This is a genomic window from Mesorhizobium sp. M0016 (assembly GCF_040324035.1).
Taxonomy (GTDB): domain Bacteria; phylum Pseudomonadota; class Alphaproteobacteria; order Rhizobiales; family Rhizobiaceae; genus Mesorhizobium.
Genome location: NZ_JAMYVM010000001.1, coordinates 523,967 through 546,166 on the forward strand (window position 1 = coordinate 523,967; position 22,200 = coordinate 546,166).

Below are 22,200 nucleotides of genomic sequence, written 5' to 3' on the forward strand. Positions count from 1 at the left end.
CCGTCAAACGTTCCTACGCCGCCGCGTCGCTGGCTGCTTCCGACAGGAAAGTAAAGACATAGTCCGAAAAGGAACGCCAGCACTCGACCCGGAAGGCATCGGCTGCCGTGCGCAGCAGCAGGATTTCGCACTTGCCGAGAATGGTGCGCGACGCCGCGCGCACCGGAAAAGCCTCGAGCGACAAATCCTGCGGGCAGCCTGCATTGATCGCGGCGGCCGCCGCTGGGCCGGTGACGGCGAAGGCGACGTTGCGGTGCGAGATGCCGACCGCCGAATGCAATGCGGCAACCCCAGCACGATCGGCCAGCGGATCCTTGCCAGCCTCATCGATGACCAGCCACTCGTCAGGGCCAAGCCACAGCGCCGTGCGCCCTGTCTTCGACGCCGAAGTTTTCGGCTGCTTCGGCAAGGTCAGGCCGAGCGCCTTCGACAGCGCCGCGACGGAAGCCTCCGGCGCGCGCAGCGACATGCGCTCCGCCGGCGGCAGCACCTCGACCTTGACATCCGTTGCGGAAACGACGCGCCCAGCCAGGGCCGGGCGGCGCTCGACCGACGGCGCTGCAGCTGGGGCCGTCTTCTTTGCAGCAGCCTTAGCCATTGAGGCGCCCTCCCGTCTCGTCGAAGAACACCATGCCGGTAACCTCCACTTCGATCACCCCGTTCGGCATCGGCACATAGAGCGTGTCGCCCATCCGGTCGCGGCCGCCGGCAACCAGCGCCAGCGCGATCGAGCGACCGCAATTTTCCGACCAATAGCTGGATGTGACGTGACCGATCATCTTCATCGGGATCGCCTGCTTCGGGTCGGCGACGATCTGCGCGCCTTCCTCAAGCACCACTTTCGGGTCCTTGGTCTTCAAGCCGACCAACTGCTTGCGGCCCTTGGCGACCAGATCGGGCCGCGTCAGGCCGCGAATGCCGACGAAATCGGTCTTCTTCTTGCCGACCGCCCAGTCGAGCCCGGCATCGTTCGGCGTCACCGTGCCGTCCGTGTCCTGGCCGACGATGATGTAGCCCTTTTCGGCGCGCAGCACGTGCATCGCCTCGGTGCCGTAAGCAGTCGCGCCATGCTTCTGGCCTTCGGCCCACAGCGCTTCCCAAACGGCCTGCCCGTAGTCTGCCGGCACATTGACCTCGAAGCCGCGCTCGCCGGTGAACGACATGCGAAACAGCCTGGTCGGCACGCCGCAGATCTTGCCTTCGCGCACCGACATATGCGGCAGCGCCTCGTCCGACATGTCGACGCCTTCGACCAGCGGTGCAATGATGTCTCGCGACTTCGGCCCCTGCACGGCGATGACCGCCCATTGTTCGGTGATCGACGTCAGCCAGACATTCAGATGCGGGAACTCGGTCTGGAGATAGTCCTCCATGTGGTTCATGACGCGCGGCGCGCCACCCGTTGTCGTCGTCACATGGAAACGATCCGGCGCCAGTCGGCCGACGACGCCGTCATCATAGATGAAGCCGTCCTCGCGCAGCATGATGCCATAGCGGCAGCGGCCGGGCTCAAGCTTCTCCCATGGATTGGTATAGAGCAGTTCCATGAACCTGGCCGCATCCGGTCCGACCACTTCGATCTTGCCCAGCGTCGAGGCATCGAACAGGCCGGCATTGCTGCGCACAGCGACGCATTCGCGGTCGACCGCCTTGTGCATGTCCTCGCCGGGTTTGGGGAAATACCAGGCGCGCTTCCACTGCCCGACATCCTCGAACACCGCGCCTTGAGCTTCCGCCCAGGGATGGATCGCGGTCTTGCGTGTCGGGTCGAACAGCGGACCGCGCGAATGGCTGACGATCGCGCCGAAAGTGACAGGCGTATAGGGCGCGCGGAATGTGGTCAGCCCGACCTCGGGGATCGGCTTGCCAAGCGTCTCGGCGGCAATCGCCAGGCCGTGCATGTTGGACGTCTTGCCCTGGTCGGTCGCCATTCCGTTGGTGGTGAAGCGCTTGACGTGCTCGATCGAGCGCATGCCTTCATGCACCGCCTGGCGGATGTCCTTGGCGGTGACGTCGTTCTGGAAATCGACGAAGGCCTTGACCGTCTTGTCCGGCCCGGCGCCGGGCGCCGCGCCCAGCATGCCGCGCGACCAGCTTTCCGACGCGTCGACCTTCGGCTTAACGCCCTTGGCCACTTTGCCGCCCGCATCCTTCGCCGCCTTGGCGCCGGCCGCATAGGCCTCATCGATGGACGCCGAGAGCCCATCCGTGCCGTTGCAGGCGCCGACCGAAACGCAGTCCTGCGCATAGATGCCCGGCACGAAGCGCTTGGTCTCGTCATTGAAGGCGACCTTGCCGCGCGACTGCGAGAACAGATGCACCGACGGCGTCCAGCCGGCCGACATCAGGATGGCGTCGACCGGAATGGTGCGCTCGCCGCCGCCATTTTTCGGCTGCACCGTCATCGAGGTCACGCGCAACTTGCCGCCGGCGCGGATCACCGCGCGGCCGAAATTGACCTCGATCCCGAGCGCCCTCGCCTCGTCGATCACAGGTCCGGTCGGATGGTCGCGCAGGTCGACGATCGCCGCCACGTTGACGCCGGCCTTCTTCAGGTCGATCGCGGCGGAGTACGCCGAGTCATTGGCGGTGTAGAGGCCGACATTTTTGCCGACCGCGACACCGTACTGGTTGAGATAGATGCGCGCCGCCGAGGCCAGCATGATGCCGGGCCGGTCATTGTCGGCAAACACCATGTGGCGTTCGATGGCGCCGGTCGCCAGCACCACGCGCTTGGCGCGTACCTGCCACAGCCTTTCGCGCGGCAGATCGCGGCCGGGGTTCTGCAGATGGTCGCTGACGCGCTCGACCAGGCCGACGAAATTCTGCGCGTAGTAGCCGAACGCCGTCGTGCGCGACAAAACGCGGACATTGTCCATGGCGGTGAGCTTGGCCACCGCGCCTTGCGCCCAGGCATAACCGTCCTGGCCGTCGATCTTCGCCCCGCTCTCGAAGCGCAGGCTGCCGCCGAAGCTGGCCTGTTCATCGGCGAGGATGACACGCGCGCCGGTTTCGGCAGCGGCGAGCGCTGCCGCAATGCCGGCCGCACCGCCGCCCAGCACCAGTACGTCGCAATGCGCATAGCGCGACGAATAATGGTCGGGATCTGGCTTGTCAGGCGAAAGGCCGAGGCCGGCCGCGGCGCGGATCTTCGGCTCGTAGAGGCTCTTCCAGGCTGCCTTCGGCCACATGAAGGTCTTGTAGTAGAAGCCGGCCGAAAATAGCGGCGATGCAATGTCGTTGACCGCGCCGACGTCGAAGGCGAGCGACGGCCAGCGGTTTTGCGAGTTGGCGACGAGCCCGTCATAGAGCTCCTGCACCGTGGCGCGGATGTTGGGCGCCTTGCGTGCCGCGTCGCGCTTGACCTCGACTAGCGCGTTGGGCTCTTCCGCTCCGGCCGACAGGAAGCCGCGCGGACGGTGATACTTGAACGAACGTCCCACCAGATGCACGCCATTGGCAAGCAGCGCCGAGGCCAGCGTGTCGCCTTCGATGCCGGTGTAAGACTGGCCGTCGAAAGAGAACCGCGCGGTCTTGGCCTGGCTGAGACGGCCGGCGCTTTGAATGCGGAACGCGCCGCTCATTTGGATGCCACTTCGTTGGAGCTTTTGGGCAGCTTGGACGGCTTCGGCTCGCCGGCTTTGTAAGTCATGACGAACTTGTCGGTGACGGTGTCGCGCACCGCATTGAAGAAGCGTGCGCAGCCATGGATGTGGCGCCAGCGCTCATAGATGATGCCCTTGGGGTTCGAGCGGATGAAGAAGAACTTTTCAAAATCGTCGTCGCTCTCGCCCGCCATGTTGGCCGAGCGCGCAATATGCGCCTCGCCGGCGTTACGGAACTCGAGCTCCGGGCGCTCTTCCTCGCAATAGGGGCAGCGGATGAGAAGCATTATCGTTCGTTCCTACAATTCGCCGTGGCCGACATGCGCGCCGGCCGGTTGGTTGCAAAGCCTCTGGCCCATCGCCGCAAAAGGCGCGACGAGCCGAATGCGCTCCTCCACGCTTGCGGCGGGGCGAAACAGCTCGCGATACGCCATGTTGCCGATCGTGAGCTGAAACGGATCGGTCGTCACGATGACGCTGCGCGGCTCGAATGTGTCGTCCTCGACGAGATCGGAGGGCCTGTTCTCCATGAAGATGACCACCTTCTGGCCACCACTCCACACGCATGCCAAAATGCCGGCGTCGATCGAAAACGGCCAATTGGCTTCGTTGTCGGCGCGGCTGATCGGCTGCGTGCGCACTTCGTCCGGTGACGGAAAGTGGAACAGGTCCTGCTCCCCCGCCAGCACCAGCGGCACCGCTACAGCCAACTCCACCATCATCAGTGCGCCACCGCCGCCGCCGCTGCCTCGTCGATGAGGCGGCCGGTACGGAAGCGCTCGATGGTGAAGGGCGCGTTGATAGGATGCGGATCGTCCTTGGCAACCGTGTGGGCAAAGACATGGCCTGAGCCGGGCGTTGCCTTGAAGCCGCCCGTGCCCCAGCCGCAATTGACGTAGAGGCCGGGCACCGGCGTCTTGGCCAGGATCGGCGAACGGTCGGGCGTCACGTCGACGATGCCGCCCCACGAGCGCAGCATCTTCATGCGGGTGAAGATCGGGAACATCTCGCAGATGGCGTCCAGCGTATGCTGCAAAATGTGCAGGCCGCCGGTCTGCGAATAGGAGACATACTGGTCGGTGCCGGCGCCGATCACCAGCTCGCCCTTGTCGGACTGCGAGATGTAGGCGTGCACCGTGTTCGACATCACCACGCAAGGCACCACCGGCTTGACCGGCTCCGACACCAGCGCCTGCAGCGGATAGCTTTCCAGCGGCATGCGCACGCCCGCCATGTTCATGATCACCGAGGAGTGGCCTGCAGCCACCACGCCGACCTTCTTGGCGCCGATGAAGCCGCGCGTCGTGTCGACACCCATGACCGCGCCATTGGCCGCCCGCTTGACGCCGGTGACCTCGCAATTCTGGATGATGTGCACGCCGCGCGCCGAAGCGCCGCGCGCATAGCCCCAGGCCACCGCATCGTGACGCGCCGTGCCGCCTCGCCGCTGCAAGGCGGCGCCGACGACGGGATAGCGCGCCTGCCTGGAAATGTTGAGCGGCGGGCAGAATTCCTTCGCCTGCTCGGGCGTCAGCCATTCATTGTCGATGCCGTTGAGACGGTTGGCATGGACATGGCGCTTCAGCACCTGGATGTCGTGCACATTGTGCGCCAGCATCATGACGCCGCGCGCCGAATACATGACGTTGTAGTTGAGTTCCTGGGAGAGCCCATCCCACAGCTTCAGCGCATGGTCGTAAATGCCGGCGCTCTCGTCGTAAAGGTAGTTGGAGCGGATGATGGTGGTGTTGCGCCCGGTGTTGCCGCCGCCTAGCCAGCCCTTTTCCAGCACCGCGACATTGGTGATGCCGTGAACGGTGGCGAGATAGTAGGCGGTGGCCAGGCCATGACCGCCGGCGCCGACGATGATGACGTCATATTCCTTCTTCGGTTCCGGCGAGGACCATTGTTCCTCCCAGCCCTTGTGGCCGCGCATGGCCTCGCGGGCGATGGCGAATACCGAATATTTTTTCAACGTTCCAGCCTCGCAAATGGCGGTGGGGTATTTTACGCAGCCCCGGCGCGCGAGGTGTATCACTAGCGAAACGGCGCTTCCACCCTTGCGCTGTTTGCGACGGCGCTTGCCGTTTTGCGCCGCGGTGGAAAAGACCTGCCCGCGCTGGCAGGCATGGCTGCGTTCGGACACACTGGCGATCGCGAGACTCTGGAGGACGGATATGGGCAACGCCTGGTGGAATCTGACGTTGCGTTTCCTGCTGGAACTTGCCGCCTTGCTTGGCCTCGGCTTTGCCGGCTGGAGCCTCTCCGGCGGATGGTGGCGCTGGGTCCTCGCCTTGGCCTTGCCGTTCATTGCAGCTGCGCTGTGGGGAACCTTTGCGGTGCGCGGCGACCCAAGCCGATCCGGACGCGCGCCGGTTCCTGTACCAGGCGCAGTCAGGCTGGTGCTTGAACTGGCCATCCTGTTTGGCGGTGCAGCCGGATTCTATGCCGCCGGTCACACGACCACGGGCGTTGTCATCACGCTGCTCATCGCCGTCAGCTACGCATTTTCGCTCGACCGCCTCGGCTGGCTGCTGAAGCAATAGTCCGGCGCGCGGCGCTTGTGCCGCTGCGAAGCCATTCAGCAAGTCGAGCACGTATCGGGTGGCTAGCACCGTCTCGAACTGCGATCAACATCCCGGTTGCCGGCACAGCCGGCGCGATGAAAGGATGTAAGAAAATGTTCGCACTCGCCAATAAAACCGCCATCGTCACCGGCGCCAGTTCCGGCATCGGCCGCGCCACCGCAAAACTCTTCGCCGAAGAAGGCGCCAGGGTCGTCATCGCCGCCCGCCGCCAGGCCGAACTCGATGCGCTGGTCGTCGAAATCGAGGACGCCGGCGGCACGGCCATCGCGCTTGCCGGCGATGTCCGCGACGAAGCCTATGCAAAAGCCCTCGTCGATCTCGCCGTCGAAAAATTCGGCGGGGTCGATATCGCCTTCAACAATGTCGGCTCCGTCGGAGCGATGGGTCCGGTTTCGGAACTGTCGCTGGACGGATGGCGCGAGACGCTCGACGCCAATCTGACCAGCGCCTTTCTCGGCGCGAAATACCAGGTGCCGGCGATGGTCGAACGCGGTGGCGGATCGCTGATCTTCACCTCGACCTTCGTCGGTCACACAGTCGGCATGCCGGGCATGACCAGCTATGCCGCGAGCAAAGCCGGACTGATCGGCCTGACGCAGGTGCTGGCGGCCGAATACGGCCCCAGGGGGGTGCGGGTCAACGCGCTGATGCCGGGTGGCACCGACACGCCGTCGGCAACATTCAAGACGCCGGAATCACGCGCTTTCGTGGAAAACCTGCATGCCTTGAAACGTGTCGCTGTGCCTGAAGAGATCGCCCGCGCTGCGCTCTTCCTGGCATCGGATGCGTCGAGCTTCACCACAGGAGCGGCGCTGTTTGCCGATGGCGGCGTCTCGATCACCCGGACGTGAAGCATTTCGCGGGTCATCGCCCGCGCCGATCAGCCATAGAACCCGAAACCGGACTTGCTTTTTCCACGCGATTTGGCGATTCGGTTTCGGGTGAGGAGGACGGACATGCTGCTGATCAGGACCTATGTCGCCCAGAGCGCAATCGAAGGCGTCGGCGTGTTCGCCGCCGAGCCGATCAGGAAGGGCGCCTCGATATGGCGGCTCGATCCGGATTTCGACCGGCTGATCCCGATGGACAAATACGAGGCGGCGCCGCCGCACCTCAAGGAATTGCTCGACCGCTATGCCTATCCGAGCCCCGACCGTCCCGGCTTCATGGTCTATGAAGTCGATAATGGCCGCTTCATGAACCACGCCGAGCGGCCGAACACGGATTTTTCGCATTATGGCGGCGCCACCGCCACTCGAGATATATCAGCCGGCGAGGAAATTACCTGCGATTACGGCGAATTCTTCGAGGATTTCGCACGGCTCCATCTGGCCAGCGCCTAGTTGGCGCCCTATCTCGGGGCTGCCGTGGCAAATTGGCGGTTGTCCTTCATTTCCAGTGTGGACAGCGCGGCCTGATTCTGCTATCAGCCGCCACAATTCGTGGTGTAAAGCGCCGCGGAGGCATGTGGCTATGGCCACTTGCCTGTTGATATCAAACCCGAAAGACAGGATTGCCCGTGCAGGTACTCGTCCGCGACAATAACGTTGATCAGGCGCTTCGCGCTCTCAAGAAGAAGATGCAGCGCGAAGGCATTTTCCGCGAAATGAAGATGCGCGGCCATTACGAGAAGCCTTCCGAGAAGCGCGCCCGTGAAAAGGCCGAAGCCGTTCGCCGCGCCCGCAAGCTGGCCCGCAAGCGCGCCCAGCGCGAAGGCCTGCTGCCGATGACGCCGCGCCCGGTTGCTGCCGGCGCCGCCGGTGGTCCTGGTGGTGCTCCGCGTCCGCCGCGATTCTGACGCCAATTTTTCGTCCTTTTCGAAGGATACTCAGAGGTGGCGCGATGCGGAATCGCCGCCACCTTTTTGTTTGGAGCGCCGCCATTCTGTTGGAGGCCGTTCCCTTGAACGCGCAAACGGCGTTCTAGATTTTGTTACGAGAATCTGTGACCCGGCCCGGAGGGGGACCTGGACGGCGAGGCTGAAGTGAGGACAGGGCAGACATGAACGCAATCGGCGTAGAGCGCAGAACCACAATGCGCGGTTTGGCCCTGGCGGCAGCCCTGATGTCCGGCCTGGTGCTTGCCAGTTGCCAGAGCGTTCCGACCGGCGAATTCAACAACATTGACAAGGCGCAAGGCTCGAGCGAGAACATCTCCTCGCTGTCGGCGGTGATCCAGCGCAATCCGCAGGATCCGGAAGGCTACAATGTGCGCGGCTCGGCCTATGGCCGTGGCGGCCAGTATCAGGCGGCGCTGAAGGATTTCGACACCGCCATCCAGCTCAACCCGAATTTCTACCAGGCCTATTCGAACCGGGCGCTGATCCAGCGCTTCCTCGGCAACCAGGCGGCCGCCCTTGCCGACTACAACCGCTCAATCCAGATCAATGCAAATTATGACGCCGCCTATATCGGCCGCGGCAACCTCTATCGCAAGGCCGGCCAGACCCAGCAGGCCTTCAACGATTTCCAGAAGGCGATCCAGCTCGACACCACGGATGCCCGTGCCTACCACAATCGCGGCCTGATCTATCAGAGCCAAGGCCAGCACAAGTTTGCCATCGAGGATTTCTCGACCGCCATCTCGCTGGCGCCGGACGCCGCCGAACCCTACAACGGCCGCGGCCTCTCCTATCTCGCCATGAATGACGAGGACAACGCCTTCTCCGACTTCAACATGGCCATCAAGCTCGACGGCAAGAACGCCGAAGCCTGGTCCAACCAGGCGCTGATCTACGAGCGCCGCGGCGACAAGGTCAAGGCCTCGAAAGCTTACCGCGAAGCCGTCCATCTCGACCCGACCTACCAGCCGGCCAAGGACGGCCTGTCGCGCACATCGGGCGTCACCGCCGGCTGAGATGCGGCCGGCGCGCCGCCATCGGCGGCCTTTTATAACAAACGTTCCATTTCTGATGCAGTGCGCCGCGTGAGCGGTTTCTCCCCGGGAAAGCGCAGAGCGCTTCCGCTAGGATTGCGTATCCAGAAAACCCCACTATCACCCAATCTTAACCACCGGGGGCAAAGCGTTAACCCCTGCCTTGATCGCGCCAAGTTTTCAGCGGAACGCTCCGGGCCATTCAACCGTTGTTGAAGGCATTTTTCGAAAGGACTGACCCATGATCAAGAAAATCATCTGTGCCGCGGCACTTGCCACGACGCTGCTTGCCGTTCCCGCCAGCGCCGGCAAGCTTCAGCTCGGCACGCTCGATTGCACCATCGACGGCGGCGTCGGTTACGTCGTCACGTCGAACAAGGGCGTCGACTGCACGTTCCGTCCTTATCACCATGGGCCGTCCGAGAAATACACGGGGATGATCTCCAAGCTCGGCGTCGATCTCGGCCAGACGCATCAGGGCCAGCTGGTGTGGGCGGTTCTGGCCGCCACCCGCGGCCATGACGAGGGCGACCTTGCCGGCCATTATTACGGCGTCAACGCCGAGGCGAGCGTGGTGACCGGCGGCGGCGCCAATCTACTGGTCGGCGGGCTCGACGGCGCCTTTGTGCTGGAGCCGCTCAGCGTCCAGGCGCAGACCGGCGTCAATGTAGCGGTCGCCGTGACCTCCCTGGAGCTGATCCACTCGTTCAAATAAGCATCGGCAAATAAGGATCGACTGATCCCTCTACGCGCGGCGCGGAACAGGTTACTGTTTCGCGCCGTATGCTTTTTGGGGGATCCGCCGTGCTGAAACCAGCCATCGCCGCCGCTATCACCATCATCTGTACCGCCCAGGCCCAAGCGCAAGACCAGGGCATCGAACTCGGTGTGCTCGATTGCGCCATCGGCGGCGGCACCGGCTTCGTTTTCGGCTCCAGCAAGGATCTGAGCTGCACCTTCACGCCGGCCGACAAGAGCTTTTCGCCGGAAGCCTATTTCGGCGCCGTCAACAAATACGGGCTCGACATCGGCACCACCAAGCAGACCGTCATGCAATGGCTGGTGCTGGCGCCGCTGAGGAACATCTATGCGCCCGGCGCGTTGGCCGGCGACTATATCGGCGCCAGCGCCGAAGTGACCGCGGCGGTCGGCGCCGGCGCCAATCTCCTGGTCGGCGGCTCCTCGCAGGCCTTCACCCTGCAGCCGCTCAGCCTGCAGACGCAGACCGGTATCAACATTGCGATCGGCGTCAGCCAGTTTCAGCTGCGCAGCATTGAGAACTGACCGGCGCATCAAGCGGAGAGGCTTCCGGCCAATCTCGACCGTTTGCACTTCGATAAAAAGCCACTTGAGCTCAACTGCGCTTGAGGTTTTACAACTCGCCTGACTGAAACAGCGCGCATGGCCCCGCCGGAAAGCCCGACTGGCTTCTGGCGCCATGCGCCGGCATCGAGATATGCAAAGGCAGGGTAAAAGAATGACTGGAATCACCAGCAACAAGGTCGACTGGCGGGCATTGTGGGCAAGCGGCGACCTCGCGCGCTTCTGCTTCATCAGCCTCGGCATCCTGCTGCACGCCACCAACGAGACGATGGTGGCGACGGTCATGCCGGCCATGGTCGGGGACCTCGCCGGTGTGCAGTTCGTCGGCTGGTCGCTGGCCGTCTACGAGCTCGGCGCCATTGTCGCCGGCGCAGCGGCCGGGCGGCTGGTCAGCTATGTCGCTCTACGCTCCAACGTCACGGTCGCCGCCCTGCTCTATGCCGTGGGCGCACTGATCTGCGCCACCGCGCCGTCCATGCCGGTGTTTCTTGGCGGCCGTCTGGTCGAGGGTCTCGGCGGCGGTGCGCTGGTGTCGCTGGCCTTCGTCTCGGTCGAGCGGCTGTTTAACCGCAGCATCTGGCCACAGCTGTTCGGCATCATGTCGGCGATCTGGGGCGTCGCCGCCTTCAGCGGCCCGATGCTCGGCGCGATCATGGTCGAGCTCCTGTCCTGGCGCTGGGCCTTCGGCGTCTTCGTGCTGGGTGGCATCGCCATGGCATCGGCAAGCTTCATCGTCCTGAACACGCCGGAAGCGGCGAAGCCGCAAGCCGCCGCCGGCACATCGCCGCCCTTCCCCTTTGCAGCACTTGGCTGCCTCGCCATCGCCGTCGTGCTGATCGCCACCGCAGGCGTCGACGTCGCCTTGCTTCGATCGTCGCTGCTGCTGGTCCTCGGCCTCGCCGGCCTGGCGCTGTTCGTTTTCGTCGACGCCATGAAGCCGCAATCGCGGCTGTTCCCGTCGGGCCTGTTCTCATGGCGCTCGCCGGTCGGCAGCGGCATGAGCATGGTTGCCGCCTTCTCGGTGGCGACAGTCTCTTTTTCCATCTACGGGCCGCTTCTGCTTACCACGCTGCACGGCATCCCGATCCTGACCACAGGCTACATCATCGCCGCCGAATCGATCGCCTGGTCAATCCTGTCGATCGCCGTCGCTAATGCGCCGCTGCAGCGCGAACGGCAGATCCTCGTCATCGGCGCGCTGATGATTGCAGCCGGCCTCGCCGGTTTCGCCTATGCCATCCCCGCCGGCTCGATCCCGGTGATCCTGCTCTGCGCTTTGTTGCAAGGCGGTGGCTTCGGCGTGTCATGGCCCTTCCTGACCCGCATCATCGTTGCCTCGGCCCGCGACGGCGAGCAGACGATCGCCTCGGCCGCCGTGCCGACCATGCAGCGCATCGGCTACGCCGTGGGCGCCGCCATGGCCGGCATCATCGCCAATGCCAGCGGCTTTTCGGACGGGCTGAACCGCGAGGCAGCAGCGCACGTCGCCGGCTGGCTGTACCTGGCCTTCGTGCCACTTGGCATTGTGGGTTGCCTGGCGGCGTTGAAAATGGCTTTGGCGGCACGCCGGCCGCAATTGGCGACAGGCTGAGGGCACGGCGGATCGAGAATTTGGCGACAGCATTCCGCCGGCGCTGTCGGCGTCAAATGCCCTCGGCCACAAGGCTGCCTGCAAGACCATGGCCTGCCCGATTGCGGAACCGGCGGCCGCTCAGGCTTGCAAACGCTCGGCGATGAGCGCGGCGAGCCGCGCCGCCACCTCGTCCTTGCCCATCTCAGGCCATTCCTCGACGCCGTCCTTCGAGACGATGCGCACCTTGTTGCGGTCGCCGCCCATGACGCCGGTGGGGCCGACGCCGCTTTCATGCGAGACATCGTTGGCGACAATGAAATCGGCGCCCTTCTTCTTCAGCTTGGCCTCGGCATTGGCAATCAGGTCCTGCGTCTCGGCGGCGAAGCCGACAACCAGCCCCGGGCGTTGCCCGTGATGACCGACGCTGGCGAGAATGTCGGGGTTTTCGACCATTTGCAGCGCCGGTGGGCCCTGGCCCGCCACCTTCTTGATCTTCTCGCCGGCCGTGCCAGCGGTGCGCCAGTCGGCGACGGCAGCTACGAAGACCGCGGCGTCCGCCGGCAACAACTGTTCGACGGCCGCTTTCATCTCGGCCGCGGTCTCCACATGCGTCGTCACAACGCCGGCCGGATCGGCAATGCCAACCGGACCGGAGACCAGGCGTACATCCGCGCCCAGTCTTGCCAGCGCTGCCGCAATCGCATGGCCCTGCTTGCCCGAAGAGCGGTTGGCGATGTAGCGCACCGGGTCGATCGGCTCATGCGTCGGCCCCGAGGTGACGATGATCCTGCGGCCGGCCAGCGGCTTCGGCCTGCTGTCGAGCAGTGCCTCGATCACTGCCACGATCTCCAGCGGCTCGGCCATGCGGCCCTCGCCCGCCTCGTTGCTTTCCGCCATCTCGCCCTTGGCCGGGCCGACGAAGGCGATGCCATCCTTGGCGAGCGTCGCCCGGTTGCGGCTCGTCGCGGCATGCGACCACATTTTCGGGTTCATCGCCGGCGCCATCAGCACCTTCTTGTCGGTGGCGAGCAGCACCGTCGAGGCCAGATCGTTGGCATGGCCGTTGGCGAGCTTGGCCATCAGATCGGCAGTGGCCGGCGCCACTACCAGAAGGTCGGCCTCGCGCGACAGGCGGATATGGCCGACATCGTGCTCGTCATTGCGGTCGAACAATTCGCTGAAGACATGGTCGGCCGAAAGCGCGCCGACCGAAAGCGTGGTGACGAACTCCTGCGCCGCCGATGTCATCACGACGCGCACCGCCGCACCGCGCTCGCGCAGCCGGCGGATCAGGTCCAGCGCCTTGTAGGCGGCGATGCCGCCGCCGATGATCAGCAGGATGCGCTTGCCGTCGAGGGTTTTGTGCGTTTTTGTGGATTGACCTCGCTCGGGCAGATCGATGTCAAAACCTCCATGAGGCTCAACCAAGCGGCGGATTGTTGCATAGAGGGTTTCGCTCTCGGGCATGCCGGCTTCCGCCGACAGCACGCTTTTGGCAAGCGCATCACGCGCCTCTTCCTCCATCGACACCCCGCGCGCCGCAGCGCGCTCACGCAATTTCTGCTTCACGTCGTCAGCTAGATTGCGGACAGTAATGGTGCCCATGACTTGCTCCGCGACATCAATAGCGCGACTGCAACGCTAGCACCACCGTTGCTAGCGTTGCAAGCGATCAGAGCAGCTTCCACGCGATGTAAACCAGCGTCAGCGCGATCACCCACAGCGCCAGCCGGCCCGAGCGGGTGTAACGGGCTTCGGCCTTACCGATGGCGCGCGATGTCGCTTCGTCGAAGCGCAGGCCGTGTTCGGCCATAAAATCGATCTCGCGCGACAGCCGTTCGGTGCGGGCGGCAAGATCGGGCGCTTGGCGGGCCAGCGCCAGCAGCGCCTTGGCGCCGTCGCGCGCGTCCATCAGCAGGCCGCTCGGGCCGAGATTGCCGGCGATCCACTGGCCGACCACCGGCTCGGCCGTCTTCCACATGTTGAAGGCCGGGTCGAGCGTGCGCGCGACGCCTTCGACCACCACCATGGTCTTCTGCAACAGGATCAGTTCCGACCGCGTGGCCATATCGAACAGTTCGGTGACCTCGAAGAGCAGCGTCAGAAGCTTCGCCATCGAGATGGTTTCAGCCGGCTGGCCATGGATCGGCTCGCCGATGGCGCGGATCGCCTGCGCGAAAGCCGCGACATTGTGCTGACGCGGCACGTAGCCGGCCTCGAAATGCACCTCGGCGACGCGCAGATAGTCGCGCGTGATGAAGCCGTAGAGGATTTCGGCGAGGAACCGGCGCTCCTTCTTGCCGAGCCGTCCGGCAATGCCGAGATCGACGGCGACGATATTGCCATTGGCCTCGACGAACAGATTGCCTGGATGCATGTCGGCATGGAAGAAGCCGTCGCGCAGCGTGTGACGCAGGAACGACTGGATCAGGTTGGTGGCGATCGCCTTCAGATCGTGCCCCGCCGCCGCGAGGCCGGCGATGTCGTTCATCTTGACGCCGTCGACCCATTCCATGGTCAGCACATCGCGCCCGGTGCGCTCCCAGTCGACCGACGGCACGCGGAAGCCCGGATCGTCCTTGGTGTTTTCGCCCAGTTCCGAAAGTGCGGCCGCCTCGAGGCGAAGATCCATCTCGATCTTGGTGGTCTGCGCCAGCGTCTCGGTCACCTCGACCGGCCGCAGCCGGCGCGACGACGGGATGTATTTCTCCTGCAGCCGGGCGGCGAGGAAATAGCTTTCGAGATCCTGGAAGAAGCGGCGGCGCACGCCAGGCCGGATCACCTTCACCGCCACCTTGATATCGACACCGTCATGCATGGCTTGCGCGGGATGAACCTGGGCGATGGAGGCCGCCGCGACCGGCCCGCCGAACTGCGTATAGAGTTCGCCGATCTTGCGCCCGAGCGAGCCCTCGATCGCCGCCACCGCTTCCGCCTGCGAAAAAGTGTGCATCTTGTCCTGCAGCATGGCGAGGTCGAGCGCCATGTCGTTGCCGACGACATCAGGCCGCGTCGCCAGGAACTGGCCGAGTTTGACGTAGGAGGGTCCGAGCCGGACCACCGCCTTGGCCAGCCGGTCGCTGCGCTCATAAGCGAGCGCGCGGCGGCGGGTAAACAGCCGCGCCATGCGCCAGCCGAATTTCGGCAGGCCGCTGAGTTCGTCGCCCGGCAGTGCTGCGATCACGCCCTCGCGGACCAACACCCAGCCGGCCCGTGCGAGCCGAAAGGCGGCGCCGACGCTGCTCATCGTCTACCCTGCTGCTGCAAACTGTCCGGCCTCAAAGCTTCCAGCCCGAATGAAGCGCTGCGATGCCGCCGGAATAGTTGCGGAACGACACGCGCTCGAAGCCCGCGCGGGTGATCATGGCAGCAAAGTTCTGCTGATTGGGAAATTTGCGGATCGATTCGACCAGGTAGGAATAGGGTTCGCCCTCGCCCGTCACCATCTTGCCGATCTGCGGAATGGCGTTGAACGACCAGGCTTCGTAGACCTTGTCCAGCAGCGGCATCTCGACCTCGGAAAACTCCAGGCACAGGAACCGTCCGCCGGGCTTCAGCACGCGAAAGGCTTCCGTCAGCGCGACATCGATGCGCGGCACGTTGCGGATGCCGAATGCGATGGTGTAGGCGTCAAAGGTGCTATCGGTGAAAGGCAGTTCCTCGGCATTGGCCTCGACGAAATCGGTGTTGCCGGACAGGCCCTTTTTCTCCGCGCGGTCACGGCCGACGCTAAGCATCGAGCCGTTGATGTCGAGCACCGTGGCATGCGTGTTGCCATGGCTGGCGTCTACAATGCGGAAGGCGATGTCGCCGGTGCCGCCCGCCACGTCAAGCACTTTCCAGCCCGGACGTTTCGGCGGATTGAGCCATGTCACCATGGCATCCTTCCACAGCCGGTGCAGCCCGGCCGACATCAGGTCGTTCATCAGGTCGTAGCGGTTCGCCACCTTGTGGAAAACCTCATTGACCAGAGGCTGCTTGTCGCCTGGCCCTACCTTCTTGAAACCATAGGAGGTTTCCATGCCGCCCGCGGCCGTGGTTCTCTCAACTGACATTATTTTGATCCGTCATAAAACCGGCGGGACCATAGCCGATCGATGGTGCGGGCGCTATTGTTTAAGGCGCGGTGTTCGGCCGCGCTTCCAGGTGGTGGGCTTTACGGCCTGGACTGATGAGACGGGATAACTGCATGCCTTTGAAAGCGGAACTGCACTGCCACATCGAGGGGGCAGCGGCGCCCGAACTCGTCGTCCGCCAGGCGCAGAAATACGGCAAGGACACCTCGCTTTATATCCAGAACGGCTCGTTCGTCTGGCACGACTTCACCTCTTTCCTCGCGGCTTACGACTTTTCCGCCGACCTGTTCCGCTCCGAGGAGGATTATGCCCGCCTCGCCGACCATTATCTGACCAGCCTTGCCCGCGACGGCGCCATCTATTCCGAGGTCTTCACCTCGCCCGACCATGCCGTCAGGGCCGGCCTGTCGCCCAAGGCCTATACCGATGCGCTCGGCGAAGGCATGCTGCGCGCCAAAGCCAAGACCGGCATCGAGGGCCGCATGATCGTCACCGGCGTACGCCATGTCGGCGTCGAGTCGATCGAGCAGGCGGCGCGCTTTGCGGCGCGCTGCGGAAATCCGCTGGTCACCGGCTTCGGCGTCGCCGGCGACGAGCGCATGGGCGAGATGGAGGATTATGTCAGGGCCTTCGAGATCGCCCGCGAAGCCGGCCTCGGCATCACCATCCATGCCGGCGAGCTGACCGGATGGGAGACGGTGCAGGCCGCACTCGACCATATCCGCCCGTCGCGCATCGGCCATGGCGTGCGCGCCATCGAAAACCCCGATCTGGTGCGGCGCATCGCCGATGAGGGCATCGTGCTGGAATGCTGCCCCGGCTCCAACATCGCGCTCAAGGTCTACGACAGTTTCGCCGATCACCCTTTCCCTGCGCTGCAGGCAGCCGGCTGCAAGGTGACGCTGAACTCCGACGACCCACCCTATTTCTGGACCTCGCTGAAGCGCGAATACGACATCGCCGCCGAGCATTTCTCCATGAATGAAAAAGCTTTGACCGCCGTCACCAGGACGGCGATCGAAGCGGCTTTCGTCGACAGGAAGACGAAAAGCGCGCTGCTTGCCCGGCTCGATGCGAAGAGGTGACTGGTGACTGGTGATTGGTTTGCCGGCGGTTCGGCCTGTCAACGGCAATGATCGATCCATCGGGACTCGCAAACCTGCTCACTATTCACTATTCACTATTCACCATTCACTGGAGCAACCCATGCAGGGCGTCACCGTCGTCGACCACCCGCTTGTCCAGCACAAGCTCACCATCATGCGCAAGAAGGAGACGTCGACCGCTGGTTTCCGGCGGCTGCTGCGCGAGATCTCGCTCCTGCTCGGCTACGAGGTCACCCGCAACCTCGAACTGACGACGACGACCATCGAAACGCCGATGGAAACCATGGAAGCGCCGACGCTGGAGGGCAAGAAGCTGGTCTTCGCCTCGGTGCTGCGCGCCGGCAATGGCCTGCTCGAAGGCCTGCTCGACCTGGTCCCGGCGGCCCGCGTCGCGCATGTCGGCCTCTACCGCGATCACGAAACGCTGGAGGCGGTGGAATATTTCTTCAAGGCGCCGAGCGATCTCGCCGACCGGCTGGTGATCGTCGTCGATCCGATGCTGGCGACCGCGAACTCGGCCATCGCGGCCATCGACAAGCTGAAGGAGCGCGGAGCCACCAACATCCGTTTCCTTTGCCTGCTGGCGGCGCCAGAAGGCATCGAGCGCTTCACCAAGGCGCATTCGGATGTCCCGGTCTTTACCGCTTCCATCGACCGCCAGCTCAACGAGAAGGGCTACATCATGCCCGGCCTCGGCGATGCCGGCGACCGCATGTACGGAACCAAATGACGGCGGCTGGCAAGGCCAGCTGACATCCAGTCGTTTACCGCCCGTTTACGCAAAGCCGCGGTTTCGGGTTGGCGTTAAAGCGGCACACATCATACGTGGGCAAGAATGGGCCTTCACGAAGGTCCATTCATGCTGCGCAAGCTTGTCATTCTGGGCGTGTTCGCCGGAACGTCGGCATCGATCCCGATCGTCTATCAGTCGAATCCGCAGATTCTCGACAACCTGTTGAAGTCGACCGTCGCCGGCAAGCCGTCCGCGCAGCCTCAGCCCGAACTGAACATGGCCTCGGTTCCCGGCAAGCCGGCCGCACCGCTGCCCACCGGTCGCAAGGTCCTGGTGGCGGCCGACGAGCGCGGCCATTTCACCTCCGCCTTCAAGCTCAACGGCCGCCAGGTCGACGGCATGATCGACACCGGCGCCACTTTGGTCGCCATCAACACCTCGACGGCGCGCCGCATCGGCATCTCGCTCAACCCGTCGGACTTCAACCAGCAGGTCAACACCGCCAATGGCGCGATCAGGGCCGCCGTGGTCAACATCGATCGCCTGCAGATCGGCAAGATCAGCGTCGACAACGTCCAGGCGGTAGTGCTCGACGACAAGGCTCTGCGCACCAACCTCATTGGCATGAGCTTTTTGCAGCGGCTGGCAAAATACCAGGTCGAAAACGGCACACTGTTGCTGGTGCAGTAGCGCGTTCCGCTACCCGCGCGGCAGCACGCGCCGGATGACAGTCTTGTCGGCGGCTGGTTTCGACGCCCCGATCGTATAGGCCGAAAGCACGGCGGCTGCGGCCGCTTCGGCCTCCACTTGCGTGCGGGCGTGGACCAGCGCCAGCGGCTCGCCGGCCCGCACCTCGGCGCCGAGCGGCAGCAGCCTGGTGATGCCGACCGCATGGTCGATCCTGTCGTCCGGCCGCGTGCGCCCGCCACCGAGCCCGACCACAGCAAGGCCGATATCGCGGGTGGCAATAGCGGTGGCAAAACCGTTGCCTGTCGCCTTGACCGCAAACTCCACCGCCGCTTTCGGCAGGTATTTTTCCGGCTTCTCGACGAAATCGGCGGGACCGCCAAGGGCTGCGACCATACGCGCGAAGGCGGCTGCCGCGCGGCCGCCGGCCAGCGTCTCGGCCGCGCGCCTGAGACCGTCCTGATTGGACGACGCCAGCCCTGCCGATTGCAGCATTTCGGCGGCCAGCGCCAGCGTCACATCCTCCAGTCGCTTGTCGCGGAACCTTCCGGTGAGGAAATCGACGGCGTTGCGCACCTCGACCGCGTTGCCGGCCGCCGACGCCAGCGGCTCGTTCATACCGGTGACCAGCGCCGAGGCCTTCAGGCCGGCGCCGTTGGCGATCTCGACTAGGCTGTTGGCCAGTGCTGTCGCGTCGCGCGACTTCTCCATGAAGGCGCCATTGCCGACCTTGACGTCGAGCACCAGCGACCGCAGGCCGGCCGCGAGTTTCTTCGACAGGATAGAGGCAGTGATCAGCGGCACCGATTCCACCGTTCCGGTCACATCGCGGATCGCATAGAGGCGACGGTCGGCGGGCGCGAGATCGGCGGTCTGGCCGATGATGGCACAGCCGGTCTCGAGCACCGTCTTGCGGAAGCGCGCGATATCCGGCTGGCTGATATAGCCTGGGATGGCATCCATCTTGTCCAGCGTGCCGCCGGTATGCCCAAGGCCCCTGCCGGAGATCATCGGCACATAGGCGCCGCAAGCGGCGACGATCGGCGCCAGCATCAGCGAGACATTGTCGCCGACGCCGCCGGTCGAATGTTTGTCGGTGACCGGACCCGGCAGGTCCGACCAGTCGAGCACATCGCCGGAATCGCGCATTGCCAGTGTCAGCGCCACCGCCTCGTCGCGGTTCATGCCGTTGAAGAACACGGCCATGGCGAAGGCGCCGACCTGGCCGTCCGAGACGCTGCCCGAAGTCACGCCCGCGACGAAGGCCGAGATCTCCTGCGGGGACAGTTTCTGGCCGTCGCGCTTGCGGCGGATGATTTCCTGCGGAAGCATCAGGCAGCGCCCTTCGGCTCCGGCAACCCATCCTGGAACACATGCGCAAGGATCGTCGCCAGCCGTGCGCCGCCGATCGGCGCCATGTCCTTGGTCTCCTGGTGCGACAGTTCCGCCCCGGTCATCCCGGCGGCGAGATTGGTGATCACCGAACAGGCGGCTACGCGAAGCCCAAGGAAGCGGGCGAGAATGACCTCCGGCACGGTCGACATCCCTACCGCATTGGCGCCCATGACGCGCGCCATGCGGATTTCAGCAGGGGTTTCGAAACACGGACCGGAAAACCACATATAGACGCCCTTGTGCAGCGCCGTCCCTGTCGCCTTCGCCGCCCGTTCGATCGCCGCGCGCAAGCCGGCATCATAGGCTTCGGTCAGGCCGACGAAGCGGCGGTCGCTCGGTTCGCCGATCAGCGGGTTGGAGCCGGAGAAATTGATGTGATCGGTGATCAGCATCACCGATCCTGGCAGCATGTCGGGATCGACCGAGCCGGCGGCATTGGTAAGGATCAGCTTGGTGATGCCGATGCCGGCAAGCACCTCCAGCGCCGGCCGCATTGCAGCAGCAACGCCGTGCTCGTAATAATGGGCGCGGCCGGACAGCATCAGCACCGGCGTGCCGGCGAAAAGCCCCGCGACCACCTCGCCGGCATGGCCAGTCACCCCGCTGCGGGGGAAACCCGGCAGGTCGGCATAAGAGATGCGCACGGCATTCTCGACCTGGTCGACAAGCCCGCCAAGGCCCGACCCCAGCACCATCGCCGTTGTCGGCGCTAACCCGTCCAGCCTTTCGACGAGGTGGTCCAGAGCTTCCTTCATATCAGCCAACTCTCACTTCAAAATGTCGCCACGAAACCCGTAGGGCAGCATGTCGCCCATCGTCACGGTCTCGACCACGCCGGTGTTGTCGCAAAGATAGAGCTTCGTGTCCGGCCGGCAGAACTCCGCCAGCCTTTGCCGGCAGCCGCCACAGGGCGAGCATTTGGCCATGCGCGAGGCAATGACGGCGATCTCGACGATCTTGCCGCCGCCGCCCATGATGTAATGGCCGAGCGCCGTGGTCTCGGCGCACCAGCCTTCCGGATAGGACGCGACCTCGATGTTGGCGCCGGTGAAGACAAGGCCGTCTTCGGTGCGCAACGCCGCACCCACCGGAAACTTCGAATAGGGCGCGTAGGCCTTGGCCATGGCCTCCTGCGCGGCTTCGAACAGATCATGCGACATTCAGGTGTTCTCTCCGACGATCGTGGTCAAAACCCGGCGCTTTGCGTTTTCGTGGCGCCTTTCGAGCACCAGCCGCATGCTCGACTCAGTGCTCCTGGGCGCCCGGATCAACGTTCCTTGACATACGGCACGCCGCCGGCGCGCGGCGGGATCGCCTTGCCGATGAAGCCGGCAAGCAGGATCACGGTCAGCACATAGGGCAGCGCCTGCATGAACTGCACCGGCACCTTGCCGATCAACGGCAGCGGCGAACCCTGCAGGCGGATCGCCGCCGCGTCGAGGAAGCCGAACAGAAGACAGGCGAACATGGCGTTCACCGGTCGCCATTTGGCAAAGATCAGCGCCGCCAGTGCGATGTACCCCTTGCCCGCGGTCATGTCCTTCACGAAGCCGCCATTCTGCACCATCGAGAGGTAGGCGCCGGCAATGCCGGTCAGCACACCGGTGCAGATCAGGGCCCGGTAGCGCAGCCAGGCGACCGAGATGCCGGCGGTGTCGACGGCGGCCGGGTTCTCGCCGACGGCGCGTAGGCGCAGGCCGAAGCGGGTGCGAAACAACACCCACCAGGTGAACGGCACCATGGCGAAAGCGAGATAGACCAGGATCGAATGGCCAGAGAGCAGCTCGGAATAGATCGGCCCTATGATCGGCACGTCGTGGATCGCGGCAGCACCAGGCAGAGTGATGGCCTCGAAACGCTCGCCCGGCTGCAGCGCCGGCGTGCGCCCGCCCTGCTGGAACCAGGCTTGGCCCAGAATGATGGTCGAGCCGGCGGCGACGAAGTTGATGGCCACACCGGAGACGATCTGGTTGCCGCGATGGGTGATCGAGGCGAAGCCGTGCACCAGGGCAAAGGCGACCGACATCACGATCGCCATGCCGAGACCGAGGAAGGCCGAATGGAAGACCGAAGCGGCGGCCGCACCTGCAAAGGCGCCGACCAGCATCTTGCCTTCCAGCCCGATGTCGAAAACGCCGGCGCGTTCCGAATAGAGGCCGGCGAGGCAAGCGAGTAGCAGCGGCACCGACAGGCGTATGGTCGAGTCCAGGATCTGCACGATGGCGATGAAGACGTCCATC

General features: G+C 64.5%; 23 protein-coding genes. 11 read left to right on the plus strand and 12 right to left on the minus strand.

Features of this window, described 5'->3' with window-relative positions; all coding sequences use genetic code 11:
- Positions 1-13 precede the first annotated feature (13 nt).
- From NKJ88_RS02530 to NKJ88_RS02550, 5 genes are read right to left on the minus strand one after another with little or no spacing between them, the layout of a single operon-like run.
- A complete protein-coding gene (locus NKJ88_RS02530; RefSeq protein ID WP_352443509.1) occupies positions 14-598 on the minus strand; it encodes a sarcosine oxidase subunit gamma in 585 nt (194 codons plus the stop codon).
- Positions 591-3,584 carry a sarcosine oxidase subunit alpha gene (locus NKJ88_RS02535; RefSeq protein ID WP_352443510.1) on the minus strand — a complete coding sequence of 998 codons (2,994 nt, stop codon included), beginning with the start codon at positions 3,582-3,584 and terminating at the stop codon, positions 591-593. The genes NKJ88_RS02530 and NKJ88_RS02535 overlap by 8 nt, the downstream gene beginning before the upstream one ends.
- Positions 3,581-3,892 (minus strand): sarcosine oxidase subunit delta, encoded by a 312-nt coding sequence (locus tag NKJ88_RS02540; protein WP_352443511.1) that lies wholly within the window; start codon positions 3,890-3,892, stop codon positions 3,581-3,583. Before NKJ88_RS02540 ends, NKJ88_RS02535 begins: the two co-directional genes overlap by 4 nt.
- Positions 3,893-3,904: 12 nt before the next feature.
- Positions 3,905-4,327, minus strand: coding sequence for a hypothetical protein (locus tag NKJ88_RS02545; RefSeq protein WP_023817240.1), 423 nt, complete (start codon positions 4,325-4,327; stop codon positions 3,905-3,907).
- Positions 4,327-5,580 (minus strand): sarcosine oxidase subunit beta, encoded by a 1,254-nt coding sequence (locus NKJ88_RS02550; RefSeq protein ID WP_023817239.1) that lies wholly within the window; start codon positions 5,578-5,580, stop codon positions 4,327-4,329. The genes NKJ88_RS02545 and NKJ88_RS02550 overlap by 1 nt, the downstream gene beginning before the upstream one ends.
- A gap of 202 nt (positions 5,581-5,782) precedes the next feature.
- Here NKJ88_RS02550 and NKJ88_RS02555 point away from each other — a divergent pair, with 202 nt between their 5' ends.
- From NKJ88_RS02555 to NKJ88_RS02590, 8 genes are all read left to right on the plus strand, one after another.
- Positions 5,783-6,151, plus strand: a complete 369-nt coding sequence (locus NKJ88_RS02555) for a YrdB family protein (RefSeq protein WP_352443512.1) — start codon at positions 5,783-5,785, stop codon at positions 6,149-6,151.
- A gap of 134 nt (positions 6,152-6,285) precedes the next feature.
- A complete protein-coding gene (locus NKJ88_RS02560) occupies positions 6,286-7,044 on the plus strand; it encodes an SDR family oxidoreductase (RefSeq protein WP_352443513.1) in 759 nt (252 codons plus the stop codon).
- 105 nt (positions 7,045-7,149) lie between these two features.
- Positions 7,150-7,536 carry an SET domain-containing protein gene (locus NKJ88_RS02565; RefSeq protein ID WP_352443514.1) on the plus strand — a complete coding sequence of 129 codons (387 nt, stop codon included), beginning with the start codon at positions 7,150-7,152 and terminating at the stop codon, positions 7,534-7,536.
- Positions 7,537-7,712: 176 nt separating this feature from the next.
- Positions 7,713-7,991 (plus strand): 30S ribosomal protein S21, encoded by a 279-nt coding sequence (gene rpsU / locus NKJ88_RS02570; protein WP_023671138.1) that lies wholly within the window; start codon positions 7,713-7,715, stop codon positions 7,989-7,991.
- Positions 7,992-8,194: 203 nt separating this feature from the next.
- Complete coding sequence (locus NKJ88_RS02575; RefSeq protein ID WP_352443515.1) at positions 8,195-9,049, plus strand: tetratricopeptide repeat protein; 855 nt, start codon at positions 8,195-8,197, stop codon at positions 9,047-9,049.
- Between the two features lie 259 nt (positions 9,050-9,308).
- Positions 9,309-9,782 (plus strand): DUF992 domain-containing protein, encoded by a 474-nt coding sequence (locus tag NKJ88_RS02580; protein ID WP_352443516.1) that lies wholly within the window; start codon positions 9,309-9,311, stop codon positions 9,780-9,782.
- 89 nt (positions 9,783-9,871) lie between these two features.
- Positions 9,872-10,351: a DUF992 domain-containing protein gene (locus tag NKJ88_RS02585; protein WP_352443517.1), complete on the plus strand. Its 480-nt coding sequence runs from the start codon at positions 9,872-9,874 to the stop codon at positions 10,349-10,351.
- Positions 10,352-10,544: 193 nt separating this feature from the next.
- Positions 10,545-11,981 carry an MFS transporter gene (locus NKJ88_RS02590; RefSeq protein WP_352443518.1) on the plus strand — a complete coding sequence of 479 codons (1,437 nt, stop codon included), beginning with the start codon at positions 10,545-10,547 and terminating at the stop codon, positions 11,979-11,981.
- 120 nt (positions 11,982-12,101) lie between these two features.
- On the opposite strand, the gene coaBC is transcribed toward NKJ88_RS02590, so the two are convergent.
- The 3 genes from coaBC to ubiE all read right to left on the minus strand — a co-directional run bounded on the left by coaBC (position 12,102) and on the right by ubiE (position 16,018).
- Entirely contained in the window at positions 12,102-13,568 is a 1,467-nt protein-coding gene (gene coaBC / locus NKJ88_RS02595; RefSeq protein WP_023744160.1) for a bifunctional phosphopantothenoylcysteine decarboxylase/phosphopantothenate--cysteine ligase CoaBC, read from the minus strand.
- 67 nt (positions 13,569-13,635) lie between these two features.
- The gene (ubiB, locus tag NKJ88_RS02600) at positions 13,636-15,210 is read right to left on the minus strand and encodes a 2-polyprenylphenol 6-hydroxylase (protein WP_023825169.1); all 1,575 of its coding nucleotides are present in this window, start codon (positions 15,208-15,210) and stop codon (positions 13,636-13,638) included.
- A gap of 31 nt (positions 15,211-15,241) precedes the next feature.
- Complete coding sequence (gene ubiE / locus NKJ88_RS02605; protein ID WP_023691856.1) at positions 15,242-16,018, minus strand: bifunctional demethylmenaquinone methyltransferase/2-methoxy-6-polyprenyl-1,4-benzoquinol methylase UbiE; 777 nt, start codon at positions 16,016-16,018, stop codon at positions 15,242-15,244.
- 134 nt (positions 16,019-16,152) lie between these two features.
- Between ubiE and NKJ88_RS02610 the strand changes: the two genes are divergently transcribed.
- The 3 genes from NKJ88_RS02610 to NKJ88_RS02620 all read left to right on the plus strand — a co-directional run bounded on the left by NKJ88_RS02610 (position 16,153) and on the right by NKJ88_RS02620 (position 18,568).
- The gene (locus NKJ88_RS02610; RefSeq protein ID WP_023825167.1) at positions 16,153-17,124 is read left to right on the plus strand and encodes an adenosine deaminase; all 972 of its coding nucleotides are present in this window, start codon (positions 16,153-16,155) and stop codon (positions 17,122-17,124) included.
- 121 nt (positions 17,125-17,245) lie between these two features.
- Positions 17,246-17,875 carry a uracil phosphoribosyltransferase gene (gene upp / locus NKJ88_RS02615; RefSeq protein ID WP_352443519.1) on the plus strand — a complete coding sequence of 210 codons (630 nt, stop codon included), beginning with the start codon at positions 17,246-17,248 and terminating at the stop codon, positions 17,873-17,875.
- 129 nt (positions 17,876-18,004) lie between these two features.
- Positions 18,005-18,568: a TIGR02281 family clan AA aspartic protease gene (locus NKJ88_RS02620; protein WP_023695614.1), complete on the plus strand. Its 564-nt coding sequence runs from the start codon at positions 18,005-18,007 to the stop codon at positions 18,566-18,568.
- A 9-nt stretch (positions 18,569-18,577) separates the two neighbouring features.
- Here the strand turns inward: NKJ88_RS02620 and deoA are convergent, their stop codons facing one another.
- The 4 genes from deoA to NKJ88_RS02640 all read right to left on the minus strand — a co-directional run bounded on the left by deoA (position 18,578) and on the right by NKJ88_RS02640 (position 22,199).
- Complete coding sequence (gene deoA, locus NKJ88_RS02625) at positions 18,578-19,897, minus strand: thymidine phosphorylase (RefSeq protein WP_023683185.1); 1,320 nt, start codon at positions 19,895-19,897, stop codon at positions 18,578-18,580.
- The gene (locus NKJ88_RS02630; RefSeq protein ID WP_023686468.1) at positions 19,897-20,715 is read right to left on the minus strand and encodes a purine-nucleoside phosphorylase; all 819 of its coding nucleotides are present in this window, start codon (positions 20,713-20,715) and stop codon (positions 19,897-19,899) included. The genes deoA and NKJ88_RS02630 overlap by 1 nt, the downstream gene beginning before the upstream one ends.
- A gap of 12 nt (positions 20,716-20,727) precedes the next feature.
- On the minus strand, positions 20,728-21,120 hold the full coding sequence (cdd, locus tag NKJ88_RS02635; protein ID WP_352443520.1) for a cytidine deaminase: 393 nt from the start codon (positions 21,118-21,120) through the stop codon (positions 20,728-20,730).
- A 107-nt stretch (positions 21,121-21,227) separates the two neighbouring features.
- Positions 21,228-22,199: an ABC transporter permease gene (locus NKJ88_RS02640; protein ID WP_023683182.1), complete on the minus strand. Its 972-nt coding sequence runs from the start codon at positions 22,197-22,199 to the stop codon at positions 21,228-21,230.
- Between the last annotated feature and the right edge of the window lies 1 nt (position 22,200).

What these genes read in the sequence shown, in the direction of transcription:
- NKJ88_RS02565 (WP_352443514.1), top strand. Translation starts at nt 7,150, where the DNA reads ATGCTGCTGATCAGGACCTATGTCGCCCAGAGCGCAATCGAAGGCGTC.
- NKJ88_RS02610 (WP_023825167.1), top strand. Translation starts at nt 16,153, where the DNA reads ATGCCTTTGAAAGCGGAACTGCACTGCCACATCGAGGGGGCAGCGGCG.
- NKJ88_RS02535 (WP_352443510.1), bottom strand. Translation starts at nt 3,584, where the DNA reads ATGAGCGGCGCGTTCCGCATTCAAAGCGCCGGCCGTCTCAGCCAGGCC.
- NKJ88_RS02620 (WP_023695614.1), top strand. Translation starts at nt 18,005, where the DNA reads ATGCTGCGCAAGCTTGTCATTCTGGGCGTGTTCGCCGGAACGTCGGCA.
- cdd (WP_352443520.1), bottom strand. Translation starts at nt 21,120, where the DNA reads ATGTCGCATGATCTGTTCGAAGCCGCGCAGGAGGCCATGGCCAAGGCC.
- NKJ88_RS02555 (WP_352443512.1), top strand. Translation starts at nt 5,783, where the DNA reads ATGGGCAACGCCTGGTGGAATCTGACGTTGCGTTTCCTGCTGGAACTT.
- upp (WP_352443519.1), top strand. Translation starts at nt 17,246, where the DNA reads ATGCAGGGCGTCACCGTCGTCGACCACCCGCTTGTCCAGCACAAGCTC.
- coaBC (WP_023744160.1), bottom strand. Translation starts at nt 13,568, where the DNA reads ATGGGCACCATTACTGTCCGCAATCTAGCTGACGACGTGAAGCAGAAA.
- ubiE (WP_023691856.1), bottom strand. Translation starts at nt 16,018, where the DNA reads ATGTCAGTTGAGAGAACCACGGCCGCGGGCGGCATGGAAACCTCCTAT.
- NKJ88_RS02580 (WP_352443516.1), top strand. Translation starts at nt 9,309, where the DNA reads ATGATCAAGAAAATCATCTGTGCCGCGGCACTTGCCACGACGCTGCTT.
- ubiB (WP_023825169.1), bottom strand. Translation starts at nt 15,210, where the DNA reads ATGAGCAGCGTCGGCGCCGCCTTTCGGCTCGCACGGGCCGGCTGGGTG.
- NKJ88_RS02630 (WP_023686468.1), bottom strand. Translation starts at nt 20,715, where the DNA reads ATGAAGGAAGCTCTGGACCACCTCGTCGAAAGGCTGGACGGGTTAGCG.
- NKJ88_RS02545 (WP_023817240.1), bottom strand. Translation starts at nt 4,327, where the DNA reads ATGATGGTGGAGTTGGCTGTAGCGGTGCCGCTGGTGCTGGCGGGGGAG.
- NKJ88_RS02590 (WP_352443518.1), top strand. Translation starts at nt 10,545, where the DNA reads ATGACTGGAATCACCAGCAACAAGGTCGACTGGCGGGCATTGTGGGCA.
- NKJ88_RS02575 (WP_352443515.1), top strand. Translation starts at nt 8,195, where the DNA reads ATGAACGCAATCGGCGTAGAGCGCAGAACCACAATGCGCGGTTTGGCC.
- NKJ88_RS02560 (WP_352443513.1), top strand. Translation starts at nt 6,286, where the DNA reads ATGTTCGCACTCGCCAATAAAACCGCCATCGTCACCGGCGCCAGTTCC.
- NKJ88_RS02530 (WP_352443509.1), bottom strand. Translation starts at nt 598, where the DNA reads ATGGCTAAGGCTGCTGCAAAGAAGACGGCCCCAGCTGCAGCGCCGTCG.
- deoA (WP_023683185.1), bottom strand. Translation starts at nt 19,897, where the DNA reads ATGCTTCCGCAGGAAATCATCCGCCGCAAGCGCGACGGCCAGAAACTG.
- NKJ88_RS02540 (WP_352443511.1), bottom strand. Translation starts at nt 3,892, where the DNA reads ATGCTTCTCATCCGCTGCCCCTATTGCGAGGAAGAGCGCCCGGAGCTC.
- NKJ88_RS02640 (WP_023683182.1), bottom strand. Translation starts at nt 22,199, where the DNA reads ATGGACGTCTTCATCGCCATCGTGCAGATCCTGGACTCGACCATACGC.